A 12,247-nucleotide genomic window follows, 5' to 3' on the forward strand; every position below is an offset into this window, starting at 1 on the left:
CTATTCGCCCGCGAACATGCGCCAGCCCGCCTCGATCCACCCGGCGTCGACCATGTGGCCGCCCTCGTGCAGGCATTCGACGATGCGCGTCTCGTCGTCGCCGGTGGTTTGTTCGCACGTCAGCCCCGCGGCGACCGCGATCGGCATGGGCGCGCCATGGTGCGCCGCGGCGCGGAACATCACCAACGCCTCGTCCACCACGCCCTGACGGGTGTCGGCGATGGCGCGGCCATCGAGGGGGACCACGGTGTCGGCCGTCCCGTGGATATGGAGGAGGTCGACCGGCGGGTTCGGGCAGTCCCGCGGGAGCGGCGCCCAGAAGGTCCCGGCGACCGGCACGAAGGCGAAGAAGCGGTCGCCGCGGCGGCAGGCGAGGGTCCACGTCATCATGCCGCCGCCGGAGAAGCCCGCGGCGAGCAGCCGGTCGGAGTCGATGGCGAAGCGCTCCGCCGCGTCGTCCAGGACGGCGTCGAAGGCGGCGAGCTCGATCGCGTCGTCGTCGAGCCCGCGGCGGGGAGCGTTGCGGATCAGCCATCCCTTCGACGCGCTGTCGAGCGCGATCAGCGCGACGCCCAGCCGGTCCGCCACCTCACGCAGCGCGGCGAAGTTCATCACCCCCTCGGCCGTCGCGCCGTAACCGTGGCTGTAGACGATCGCGCCGAAGGGGCCGTCCCCCTCGGGCAGTGCGATGCGATAGGTGCGCGCGCCGACGGTGCAGGCGCTGTCCGGCCCGCAGGCCAGCGCGGGCCGAGGCTCCAGTGCGAGCAGCGCGAAAAGGCCGAGCAGAAGCGGCAGCAGAGCCGCGAGAGACCGGTGACGCAAGGGGCGATCCTCCCATCGCCTTTCCTAGCACGCCCGGCGTCTGCGCGGCAGGCCCCCGCCATTGTCGCAGGCCCACCCTTGCCGCGCGCGGCGCCAGGCACCATTGCCAAAGAAAGGCGTGGGAGCAGGGAGACGGCCATGACGGATCACCACGAGGCGGAAACCGGGCGCAGCGTCGCCCTCATCGTCGGCGCGGGGCCGGGGTTCTCGGCGTCGGTCGCCCGCAAGCTGGCGGCGCGGGGGACTGCCGTCGCGCTCGCCTCGCGCACGCCGCAGACCGCGCTGGCCGAGGAGATCGGCGGCCGCGCCTACTCCCTCGACGCGGGCGACGCGGCGACCACGGCCGCGCTCTTCGCCGCCGTCGAGAGCGATCTCGGTGTGCCGGATTTCGTCATGTACAACGCCTCGGCGCGGGTCCGCGGGCTCCTCACCGAACTCGACCCCGCCGCGGTGGAGGCCGCGCTCAAGGTGATGGCCCTCGGCCCCTTCCTGGTGGCGCGGGAGGCGGCGCAGCGCATGGTCCCGCGCGGCGGCGGCCGGATCCTCCTCACCGGCGCCACCGCCAGCGTGAAGGGAATGCCCACCTCGGCGTCCTTCGCGATGGGCAAGTTCGCCATGCGCGGCCTCGCCCAGGCGATGGCGCGCGAGATGCAGCCCAAGGGCATCCACACCCTGCACGTCGTGATCGACGGCGCGATCGAGAAGCCGGGCCGCGCGCCGCCGTCGCAGGACGCGCACCTCGACCCCGACGCGATCGCCGACGCCGCCCTCGCCGCGCTCGATCAGCCGCGGAGCGCGTGGAGCTGGGAGATCGAGCTGCGTCCCTGGGTCGAGACCTTCTGAGCCTCAGGCCAGGCGCCAGACGCGGGTCAGCTTGACGTCCGAATCCTCCAGCGCCCGGGGAACGGCGACCTCGTAGGTCGCCGCGATCCGCAACGCGTCGACCGGCAGGTAGGTCCGCTTCGGATCGCCGATGAGGACGTCCGCGCCGTCCGCCTTGGCGCGGTGCAGGAAGGCGAGGGCGCGTTCGGCGAGCGGGCGCTCGTAGAAGATGTCGCCCGCCAGGACCACGTCGGCCTCGGCCGTGCCGCCCAGGAGGTCACCCGCGACGATCTCGACCGCAACCTCGTTCAGCGCCGCGTTGAGGCCGATCGCGTCCAGCGCGAAGGCGTCGATCTCGTTGGCGCGGACGCTGTGCGCTCCGGATCGCGCCGCGGCGATCGCCACCAACCCCCCGCCCGCGCCGATGTCGAGCACGCGCCGGCCGGCGACCAGGGCCGGATTGTCGATCAGGTAGCGCGCCAGCGCCTGCCCGCCGGCCCAGGCGAAGGCCCAGAAGGGCGGCGGCAAGCCCTCCTCGCCGAGCTTCTCCTCGGTCTTGTGCCACAACGGCAGCGCCTCGTCGGCGAGGTGCAGGCGCACCTCGGGCACGTGCGTGGCCGCACTCACCGCCGTGTTGGCGCGAATGAAAGCAATCCGATCCATCGATGTTCGACACTCCGCAGCGCGCGCGTCCATTGCGAACCTCCGCCGGGCGGCGCCCGCGCGAGCGCCGCCGTCTCGTCGTCCGGGATCGGGGGGAGAGCGGCGCCGGTCAGCGCCCGGCCATCTCCAGGATCGCCGCCCACTCTTCCTCGGTGACGGGCTGCACCGAGAGGCGGGAGTTCTTGATCAGCGCCATCTCCGCCAGCGCCGGCTCCTCTTTCACTTCGGCCAGCGTTACCGGCCGTTGGAGCGGGTTGTCGGCGGCGATGTCGACGCATTCCCAGGTACCGCTCGCGTCGGTCGAATCGGGGTGGGCGGTCTTCACCACCTTGACCGTGCCGACGATCTCCTTGGCGTTCACCGAGTGGTAGAAGAAGCCTTTGTCGCCCTTCTTCATCTCACGCATCTGGTTGCGCGCCATGTAGTTGCGCACGCCGTCCCACTCCGTGCCGGTCTGCCCCGCGGCGACCTGGTCGTCCCAACTCCATGTCCCCGGCTCGGACTTGAACAGCCAATAGCGCATCACGGTCCTCTCGTTTCGGCCCTGCGGATAAGGCGGCCACTATACAATGCAACTGCTTTTTCTTTAGGCACGCCCGTTGTACACCATGCGGGCAGAAGGGGGCCTAGCGGTTGGCACGGCTTTTGAAGGGCACCGGTGTTGACCGCCGTTGGGCACCCATCAGCTCACGGGGGAGATATAGGGAATGCCAATGAAAATTGTGATGGCGATCATCAAGCCGTTCAAGTTGGATGAGGTGCGTGATGCACTGTCATCCATCGGCGTCGCCGGGCTGACGGTGACTGAAGTGAAGGGCTACGGGAGGCAGAAGGGTCATACCGAAGTCTACCGTGGTACCGAGTATGCCGTGAGCTTCCTGCCGAAGCTCAAGATCGAAGTCGCCGTCCCGGAGGAGATGACGCCGCGCGTCATCGAAGCCATCCAGACAAGCGCCAAGACCGGCCAGATCGGCGACGGCAAGATCTTCGTCTACACGCTCGACAACGCGGTTCGCGTGCGCACGGGCGAAGTGGACTCCGAAGCCCTCTAAGAACCCATTCATCGCGGACAGCACAGCCACATGAAGAATTCAATGCTCCTGAAGATCGCCGGAGCGGGCCTCGCGCTCGCGCTCTCGGCGACGACCGTGTGGGCGAAGGCCGACACGACGATGCAGCCCCTCGCGGAGCCTGCGCCGATTCTGCTGGCGCAAGCCGACAGCACGACCACGACCACGACGCCGGCCGAAACCACCACCGAATCGACGACCGAATCGGTCGGCGAGGCGGTCGGTCAGGCCGCCGAGACCGTTGCCGACGAGGCCGAGAAGGCCGTCGACGCGGTGGCCCAGGCCATCCCGACGGACGGTGAGGAGGGCAGCCCGAAAGAGCCGACCGCCGCCAGCCAGGACGCCGCTCCGGCTGCCGCCGCGCCGGCCGAGTCGTCCGACGTGCCCTATATCTTCAACACCCTCCTGTTCCTCATGGCCGGTTTCCTGGTCATGTTCATGGCCGCGGGCTTCGCCATGCTCGAGGCCGGCCTCGTCCGTTCCAAGAACGCGGCGATGCAGTGCCTGAAGAACCTCGCGCTCTACGCCATCGCCGGCATCATGTTCTGGCTCATCGGCTACAACCTCATGTACGAGGGGGTCGACACCGCCAACAACATCCAGGCGCTCGCCAACTACATGGGCACGTTCTCCGTGAAGACGTTCCCGGCGCCGGATGCCGACACGGGTGACTACTCCGCCTATTCCGACTGGTTCTTCCAGATGGTGTTCTGCGCCACGACCTGCTCGATCGTGTCGGGCACCGTCGCCGAGCGCATGCGTCTCTGGCCGTTCCTGATCTTCTGCGTCTTCCTGACCGGCATCCTCTACCCGATCACCGGGTCCTGGGAGTGGGGCACGGGCTGGCTCGACCAGATGGGCTTCTCCGACTTCGCCGGCTCCACGCTGGTGCACTCGGTCGGCGGCTGGGCCGCTCTCGCCGGCGCTCTCGTCGTCGGTGCGCGTGCCGGTAAGTTCGGCGCCAACGGCGTGATCCACCCGATGCCGGGCTCGTCGATCCCGCTCGCCACACTGGGTACCTTCATCCTGTGGCTGGGCTGGTTCGGCTTCAACGGCGGCTCGCAGCTCGCGCTGGGCACGCAGGTCGACGCCTCCTCCGTGGCCAAGATCTTCGTGAACACCAACACGGCGGCCGCCGCAGGCGTGATCGTGACGATCTTCCTGACGCAGATCTTCTACCGCAAGGTGGACGTCACGATGGCCATGAACGGCGCTCTCGCCGGTCTGGTCTCGATCACCGCGGAGCCGCTCGCTCCGTCGATGGCCTCGGCCGCCCTCATCGGCGGTATCGGTGGCCTGATCGTGGTGATCTTCGTGCCGCTGCTCGACAAGATGCGCATCGACGACGTGGTCGGCGCCATCCCGGTCCACCTGGTCGCCGGTATCTGGGGCACCATGATCGTGCCGTTCTCCTACGCCGGTGCCGAGGGTGATCCGACCTACTACGTCCAGTTCATCGGCGTGGTGTCGATCGGCGCGCTGGCGTTCTTCTCGAGCCTGATCGTCTGGCTGGTCCTGGCCGCGGTCATCGGTCTGCGCGCAACGCCGGAGGAAGAAGCCGTCGGCCTCGACTCCAGCGAAGTCGGCGTGCTCGCCTATCCCGAGTTCGGGTCGGGCCGCGCCTAACCATCGAGGGCGGCCCGGGCCTCGCCCGGTCCGCACCTCACCGGGGCCACGTGCGGCACCGTCCGCAAACCGGCCTCGAGGATGCCGAGCAAGCCTGGGTGTGGCCCCTGGCGCGCTCGGTTCCAAACAGCGGTCCGCGATTAAGGCCCGGGGCAATCCCGGGCCTTTTTTCGTAACCGCCCTATGTCAAAGTCCTGCGAAGCGGCACACTCGCGGCAGACGACGAAGAGATAGGGATCGCCGAAATGGGAAATCCGTTCCTGAGACGTGCCTATGCCGGCTACCTCATCGCCCGCGGTCTCTCCAACGTGACCCGAACCCCCCGCGCGATCGACACGGCCCCCGCCATGCCGCGGACGCCCCCGCCCACCGCCGCCGCGCCGCCCCGCAAGGCCGAGGCTGCGCCGCTGCCCCCCATGGCCAAGACGCGCCTCTTCGGCATCGATGTGTGCGTGATCTCCTACGACGAGGCGATCGCGCGCATCATCGCCTGGTCGAAGACCGTGCCGGCCCGCACCGTCGTCACCACCAATCTCGACCACGTCATGAAGCTGAAGAAGGACCCCGTCTTCCGCCGCTGCTACGACGAGGCGGACATGGTCACCGCCGACGGCATGCCTTTCGTCTGGCTGGCCAAGCACGAGGGCGTGCCGCTGAAGGACCGCGTGACGGGCTCGGACCTGATCGAGCCGCTGATGGCGGCGGCCGCGCGCGAGGGACGCTCGGTGTTCCTGTTCGGATCGACGATGGAGCGCCTGCACGGGGCGGCGAAGATCCTCAAGGCACGGCACCCGCGGCTCGAATTCCGCGGTGCCTATGCGCCGCCTTTCGGCTTCGAGCGCGACCCCGAGCTGCACGCCGAACTGCTGTCGATGATCCGCACCGCGCGGCCCGACATCATCCTCGTCGCCCTCGGTGCGCCGAAGCAGGAGATCTGGGCGAACGGGATGGCGGACGCGGTGCGGCACGGCGTGTTCGTGTCGATCGGCGGCGGGCTCGATTTCATCTCCGGCGACATCAAGCGCGCGCCGGACATCATGCGCCGCACGGGAACCGAGTGGCTGTGGCGCGCACTGACCGAGCCCGCCCGCCTCGGCCCGCGCTATGCCAAGATCGTCGCCGCGCTTCCCGGCCTCTACCGCGCCCACAAGCGCGACCGGGAGGAGCACGAGGCGGCCGACCGCCGCCGCGCCATGGCCGTCCTGTCCGACGAACGGTTTCGCGCCGTGCGCGAGAGCGCCCGCGAGACCGACAGCGCCGCGGCCGCCGCCGAGGCGACCGATACCTTTCCCCCCGAACGGACGCCCCAGCACCCGCCACGCTGAGCTGGACTGTCGCAGCAGTCCTTCACCGTGGCGGCGACGCGGACACCGCGCGGGTGACAGCGCAGGCGGGCGCCGCCCGCAGCGGCGGCCGCGACCGGGCTACATCCAGACGCCGCCGAGCGACTTGCCGCCGTCGACGATCATCACCTGGCCCGTGACGAACCCGGTGTCGGGCGCGGCGAGGTAGGCGGCCGCCGCGGCGATGTCCTGCGGCCGGCCGAGGCGGCCTGTCGGCTGGAGCCGGGCGAGATCGGCCCTGCGTTCGGCGCTGAGGCCGTCGAGGATCGGAGTGTCGACCAGGCCGGGGGCGATCGCGTTGACGGCGATGTCGCGCGAGGCGAACTCGATCGCCATGGTGCGTGTGAGCGCCACCACCGCGGCCTTTGAGGCCCCGTAATGCCCCATGTTGCGCGCGCCCAGGTAGGCCCGCGAGGCAACGGTGACGATGCGCCCGCCGTCCGGCATCGTCCGCAGCACCTCCTGCGAGACGATGAACACGCCCAGCAGATTGACCGAGAGCATAGCCTCGAAGTCCGCCTCGGTGAGGTCCATGAACGGTCGGTCGGAGTAGACGCCCGCGTTGTTGACGAGGACGTCCACCGGCCGGCCGATACCGGCGAGCGCGGCGCCGACCGCGGCGCGGTCGGTCACGTCGAGGGCCAGCGGCGTCAGCCCGTCGCCCGTCGCCGGCAGGTCCCGGTCGGCGGCGACGACGGACATGCCGTCCGCCGCCAGCCGCTCGGCGATGGCCCGCCCGATCCCTCGGGCGGCACCGGTCACGAGGGCGAGACGTGTCATCGCGCGCCGCTCAGCTCTTCTCGCTGACGAGGGGGCACTTGCTCTGCGACAGCGGCAGCGCGGCGTCCTCCGGCGCGATGGTCGAGAGGATGTTCACGAGGTCCCAATCGCTCGTCGATTCCTCCGGCGTCTTGACGCTCATGAGGTAGAACTCGCGCAGCACCCGCCCATCGGCGCGGATCGATCCGTCCTTGGTGAAAAAATCCTCGATGGGCATGGCCTTCATCTGCGCGACGACCGTCGGCCCGTCGGTCGTTCCGGCCTTCTGGACGGCCTCCAGGTAGTGCTTCACGGCACCGTAGACGCCGGCATGGATGTGGTTCGGCATCTTGCCCTCCACCTCCTGGAAGCGCTCGGAGAAGGCGCGGGTCTCGTCCGTCATGTCCCAGTAGAAGGGGGCGGCGAACTGGAGCCCCTGGGCCGTCTTGGGCCCGAGCGCGTGGATGTCGTTGATGGTCACGCTGGTGCCGACCATGCGGATGCCGGACTGGGCGAGCTGGAACTCGGCCGCCTGCTTCAGCGCATTGGTGAAGTCGCTGCCCGCATTGGCGAGCGCGACCACGTCGGGGCCGGCCGCCTGCGCCTGGAGGAGGAAGGCCGAGAAGTCGTTCGTCTGCAACGGATGGCGGATGCTGCCGACGACCTCACCGCCCGCGTCCTCGACGAAGCGGCTGATGTCGGCCTCCAGCGCGTGACCGAACTGGTTGTCCTGGGTGATGAAGAACCACTTCTTGCCCCCGTCCTGCACCACGCCGCGCGCCGCGCCGGCGGCCAGCGCGTAGGTGTCGTAGGTCCAGTGGACGGTGGTCGGCGAGCAGGCCTCGCCGGTGAGGCCGGAGGACGCGGCGCCCGAGATCAGGAAGGGAATGCCGGTGTCGCGCGTGACCTCCTGCACCGCGAACGCGACGGACGATGCCGGCACGTCGACGATCGCCGTCACGCCGTCTTCGTCGATCCATCGGCGCGAGATCGTCGAGCCGATGTCGGGCTTGTTCTGGTGGTCGGCGGTGACGATCTCGATCGGCTTGCCGAGCACCTCGCCGCCGAAGTCCTCCACCGCGAACCGGGCGGCGGTGACCGACCCCGATCCGGTGAGGTCGGAGTAGAGCGAAGACTGGTCGTTGAGGATGCCGAGCTTGACCTGATCTTGTGCGGTCGCGGGCGCCGCGGCGAGGGCGAGCGCCAGGGCCGCGAGGCCGAGGATGCGTGTCGTCATGAAGTTCCTCCCGATTGTTATGATTTAGACCGTCACGATCGCACTGCCGGACGGGTGGATTTCGGCGCGCTGGCCGGGCTCGATCACGGTCGTGGTGTCGAGCTGGCGCAGGATGGCCGGTCCTTCGATGCGCGCGCCCGCACCGAGCCTCGCACGCTCATAGACCGGACAATCGACGAAGCCGTCGCCGCTCCAGAGGCGCTGACGGGCGACGATGGGATCCGCCGCGACCGGCGGCTGATGGGCTGTCACCTCGGGCCGGTCCAGGCGGCCGTGAGCGGCGACCGACAGGGTCACGATCTCCACCGGCGTATCGCGCTGGGCGAAGGTGTAGAGCCGCTCGTGGGTGGTGTGGAATGCCTCGAACACCCGGCCGAGCGCCTCGGGCGTGACGGCGTGGTCCGGCCAGGGGATCGCAAGCTCGAAGCCCTGGTTGCGGTAGCGCAGGCTCGCCTCCCACTCGGTGCGGCTGGCGCCCTCGGCGATGCCCTCGGCGGCCAGCCACGCGCGCGCCTTGTCGTCGAGCGAGGCGAAGGTCGTGGCGAGGCGGGTGAGATCGTGGTCCGGCCCGCGCTCCACGCAGGTCAGCGAGAACTCGTTGCGCAGGTCCGCCACGGTGAGCCCGACCGCCGACAGGACCCCCGGCGACGGCGGCACGATGACCGACGACATGCCCAGGAGCCGGGCGAGGGCCGGTCCGTGCAGCGGCCCCGCCCCGCCGAAGGCGAGGAGGGCGAAGTCGCGCGGATCGAGGCCCCGCTCCACCGAGACGAGGCGGATCGCGCCGACCATCGCGTTGTTGATGACGTCGAGGATGCCTTCCGCCGCGCGCTCCACCGAGAGGCCCAGCGGGGCCGCGACGTGGTCGTGGACGGCGCGGCGGGCGGCCTCCTCGTCGAGCGCCATCTGGTCGTCGAGCAGGTTGGGGCAGAGCCGGCCGAGGACGAGGTGCGCATCGCTCACCGTCGGCAGCGTGCCGCCGCGCCCGTAGCAGGCCGGGCCCGGCACCGCCCCGGCGCTCTGCGGTCCCACGGTGAGGCTGCCGCCCTCCGTCACGCGGGCAATGGAACCGCCACCGGCCCCGATCGTCACCATGTCGACCATCGGCGTGTGGACCGGCCACTCGCCGATGGTGCCGCGCTTGGTGATCGTCGGCCGCCCGTCGCGGATCAGGGTGACGTCGGCCGACGTGCCGCCGATGTCGATCGAGATGACGTCCGGCTGGCCGGCCGCCACACCCGTGGCGGCGGCGCCGAGCGCGCCCGCCGCCGGACCGGAGAGTGCGGTCTGCACCGGTTCGGCCCGCGCCGTCGCCGCGCTCATGACCCCGCCGCCGGAGTTCATGAGGAGGAGCGAGCGCGTCAACGCCCGCTCCTCGATCCGCTCGCCGAGCCGGGCGACATAATGCGACACCGGCGGCATGACGTAGGCATTGAGGATCGTCACCATCGACCGCTCGTACTCGCGGAACACCGGCAGGACGTCGCTGGACAGCGAGATGAGCGCGTCCGGGATCACCTCGCGCACGATTTCGGCGATGCGCCGTTCGTGCGCCGGATTGGCGTAGGCGTGGATGAGGCAGACGGCGATGGTCTGAAGCCCCTCGGCCCGGAACGCCTCCGCGGCCGCGCGCGCGGCCGCCTCGTCGAGTGGGACATGCTCGGTACCGTCGACGTCGATCCGCCCCGCGACCTCGACGATGCGTTTGGGCGGCACCGGGCGCGCCGGCTTGACCCAGGAGAACATGTTCGCCTTGCGGGGGATGTCATGCCGGCCGATCTCCAGCACGTGGCGGAAGCCGGCGCTGGTGATCAGCCCCGCCGTGCCGCCCTTGCCTTCCAGGATCGCGTTCGTCGCGACCGTGGTGCCGTGCAGGATCTGCGCGATGTTGCGCCGCTCGCCGCCGATCGTCTCGAGCACCTTGTCGACCGCGGCGATGAAGCCCTGCGACTGGTCCTGCGGGCTCGTCGGCGTCTTCGTCGACCAGCGCTGGCCGGTCGTGGTGTCGAGGGCGACGATGTCGGTGAACGTGCCGCCGATGTCGATACCGAGGAGAAGGTCGCCGCCACGCATCATCGTATTCATGCCAGCACCTGCTGATAGGCGTTGCGGTGGAAGAGCGCCGGCTCGGGGCGGGCGTCGCGGCGGGCGGCGGTGGCCGCCTCGTCGATCTGCGCGGCGGGACCGGTGAGGACGACGCCATAGTCCCGTTCCGCGCTCTCGCGGCTCACCTGGCCGCCCAGGACGTCCTCGCGCACGCGCTCCGCCTCGCGGTCGAACGGGTGGCCCCATCCGCCGCCGCCGCCGGTGCGCATCTGCAGGACATCGCCCTGGCGCAGGATCGTGCCGTCCGCCATCGGCGCCAGCTCCCGTTCGTCGGGCCGGCCGGGATTGACGATCCAGCGCGTGTTGCCGCCGTTCAGTCCGCCGGCGATGCCCCAGGGGGGGTAGCCTCCGCCGCCGGCGCGGTTGGAGAGCATCGCGACGGGGGCGAGGAGTTCCACCTCGCGGATCACGCCGCAGCCGCCGCGCCAGCGGCCGGGGCCGCCGGAGTCCGGGTTGAGGCTGTAGGCCAGCAGCCGGACCGGGAAGGTGAGGTCCATGAACTCGGCGGGATAGTTCTCCTGCGCGACGAGGTAGACCGCGTCGGTGCCGTCGGCGTAGGGCCGCGCGCCGCAGCCGACGCCGACGCCGTCCGTGATGAGGAAGGGCGCACCCCGCCCGTCGTCGCTGCCGCGCAGGTAGTAGAGCGCGTAGACGTTGGAGGCGGCGACCGACCGGCCCCCTGTGGACGTGCCGACGAGGGCGCAGCAGGCGGCGATCATGCGCACCAGCGTCAATCCGCGTTGACCGAGTGGGGCCGGCGACAGCGGCAGCAGGATGCTGCCCGGCCGCAGGCGCACCTCGTCCAGCAGCCGGCACGCGCCCTCGTTGAGGAGGACGTCCGGATGCTCGGCCAGGAAATAGAGGCCGAAGATCATGTTGAGGACGTTGGGATGCGTCAGGTAGTTGATCGGGCCGGGGGCCTGGTCGTCGCTCGCCGTGGTGTCGAGGATGAAGCGGTCGCCCTCCCGCACCAGTGCGAAACGGATGGCGAAGGGGCCGTTGCCGTGGCCGTCATCGTCCACCCATTCGGTGACCTCGGTCCGTCCCTCGGGGAAGGCCTCGGCGAGGCGGGCGCGCACGATCCGGCGCGTCTCGTCGATCAGCGAAGCGAACGTCGCGGCCACTTGCGGAGCGCCGAACTTGGTCATGATCGCGCCGAGCCGGTTCACGCCGAGCCGGACCGCGGCCACCGCGGCGCGCGTGTCGCCCTGGATCATCTCGGGGAAGCGCGAGTTGCGCTGGAAGATGCGGAAGGCGTCCTCGTTCAGGACCCCCTCGCGGTAGAGCCGCACCGGCGGAATGACGATGCCTTCCTGGAAGATGTCCGTCGCATCGGGTGAGAGGGAGCCGGGCCTCATCCCGCCGACGTCCTGAAAGTGCGCCCACGACTGCACGAACGCGACGAGCGTGCCGTCCTCGAACACCGGCGCGACGTAGACCTGGTCGGGCGTGTGGGAGACCGCCCCCTTGGTGCCGTAGCAGTCGGAATACCAGTAGACGTCGCCCGGCCGCATCGTCTCCTTCGGGAAGTGCTCGAAGATCGGGCGGACGAGATCGCCGAAAACGGGGATGTTCGTGCCCATGACGAGCCCGCCATCCGCATCGAAGATGCCGATGAAGTAGTCCTTCTTCTCGCGGATGAAGGGCGACATGGCCGTCCGCTCGAGCAGCACCTCCATCTCCGACTGCATCGCGCCGAGCGCGCCTTTGATGATCTCCCGTGCGATGGGGTCGACGGTCCGCTCCGCCATGTCGGCAGTCTCGTCGGGCATCGTCAGCATAGCGTCTCCTGGTCTCTG

Annotated in this window: 11 protein-coding genes; 4 read left to right on the forward strand and 7 right to left on the reverse strand. The window is 70.1% G+C overall.

Going from position 1 to position 12,247, the window contains the following annotated elements; translation table 11 throughout:
- Complete coding sequence (locus tag MRB58_RS11705; protein WP_244777136.1) at positions 1-822, reverse strand: PHB depolymerase family esterase; 822 nt, start codon at positions 820-822, stop codon at positions 1-3.
- 138 nt (positions 823-960) lie between these two features.
- Between MRB58_RS11705 and MRB58_RS11710 the strand changes: the two genes are divergently transcribed.
- The gene (locus tag MRB58_RS11710; RefSeq protein ID WP_244777137.1) at positions 961-1,665 is read left to right on the forward strand and encodes an SDR family NAD(P)-dependent oxidoreductase; all 705 of its coding nucleotides are present in this window, start codon (positions 961-963) and stop codon (positions 1,663-1,665) included.
- Positions 1,666-1,668: 3 nt separating this feature from the next.
- Here MRB58_RS11710 and MRB58_RS11715 read toward each other — a convergent pair whose 3' ends face one another.
- Entirely contained in the window at positions 1,669-2,307 is a 639-nt protein-coding gene (locus MRB58_RS11715) for a methyltransferase (protein WP_244777138.1), read from the reverse strand.
- A gap of 109 nt (positions 2,308-2,416) precedes the next feature.
- Positions 2,417-2,830, reverse strand: a complete 414-nt coding sequence (locus MRB58_RS11720) for an EVE domain-containing protein (protein ID WP_244781969.1) — start codon at positions 2,828-2,830, stop codon at positions 2,417-2,419.
- Between the two features lie 190 nt (positions 2,831-3,020).
- Between MRB58_RS11720 and MRB58_RS11725 the strand changes: the two genes are divergently transcribed.
- The 3 genes from MRB58_RS11725 (at position 3,021) to MRB58_RS11735 (ending at position 6,328) form a co-directional block, all read left to right on the forward strand.
- Positions 3,021-3,359, forward strand: coding sequence for a P-II family nitrogen regulator (locus MRB58_RS11725; RefSeq protein ID WP_244777140.1), 339 nt, complete (start codon positions 3,021-3,023; stop codon positions 3,357-3,359).
- Between the two features lie 42 nt (positions 3,360-3,401).
- A complete protein-coding gene (locus MRB58_RS11730) occupies positions 3,402-5,003 on the forward strand; it encodes an ammonium transporter (protein WP_244777141.1) in 1,602 nt (533 codons plus the stop codon).
- A gap of 245 nt (positions 5,004-5,248) precedes the next feature.
- Positions 5,249-6,328, forward strand: a complete 1,080-nt coding sequence (locus MRB58_RS11735; protein WP_244777142.1) for a WecB/TagA/CpsF family glycosyltransferase — start codon at positions 5,249-5,251, stop codon at positions 6,326-6,328.
- A 99-nt stretch (positions 6,329-6,427) separates the two neighbouring features.
- Here the strand turns inward: MRB58_RS11735 and MRB58_RS11740 are convergent, their stop codons facing one another.
- Genes MRB58_RS11740 through MRB58_RS11755 form a run of 4 tightly spaced genes read right to left on the reverse strand, consistent with a single transcriptional unit; the run spans position 6,428 to position 12,229 of the window.
- Positions 6,428-7,126 carry an SDR family NAD(P)-dependent oxidoreductase gene (locus MRB58_RS11740; RefSeq protein ID WP_244777143.1) on the reverse strand — a complete coding sequence of 233 codons (699 nt, stop codon included), beginning with the start codon at positions 7,124-7,126 and terminating at the stop codon, positions 6,428-6,430.
- Between the two features lie 10 nt (positions 7,127-7,136).
- Positions 7,137-8,342 (reverse strand): ABC transporter substrate-binding protein, encoded by a 1,206-nt coding sequence (locus MRB58_RS11745; RefSeq protein ID WP_244777144.1) that lies wholly within the window; start codon positions 8,340-8,342, stop codon positions 7,137-7,139.
- A gap of 24 nt (positions 8,343-8,366) precedes the next feature.
- Positions 8,367-10,427: a hydantoinase/oxoprolinase family protein gene (locus tag MRB58_RS11750; RefSeq protein WP_244777146.1), complete on the reverse strand. Its 2,061-nt coding sequence runs from the start codon at positions 10,425-10,427 to the stop codon at positions 8,367-8,369.
- The gene (locus tag MRB58_RS11755; RefSeq protein ID WP_244777147.1) at positions 10,424-12,229 is read right to left on the reverse strand and encodes a hydantoinase B/oxoprolinase family protein; all 1,806 of its coding nucleotides are present in this window, start codon (positions 12,227-12,229) and stop codon (positions 10,424-10,426) included. Before MRB58_RS11755 ends, MRB58_RS11750 begins: the two co-directional genes overlap by 4 nt.
- Positions 12,230-12,247: the final 18 nt, after the last annotated feature.

This window comes from Acuticoccus sp. I52.16.1 (genome assembly GCF_022865125.1).
Lineage (GTDB): Bacteria > Pseudomonadota > Alphaproteobacteria > Rhizobiales > Amorphaceae > Acuticoccus.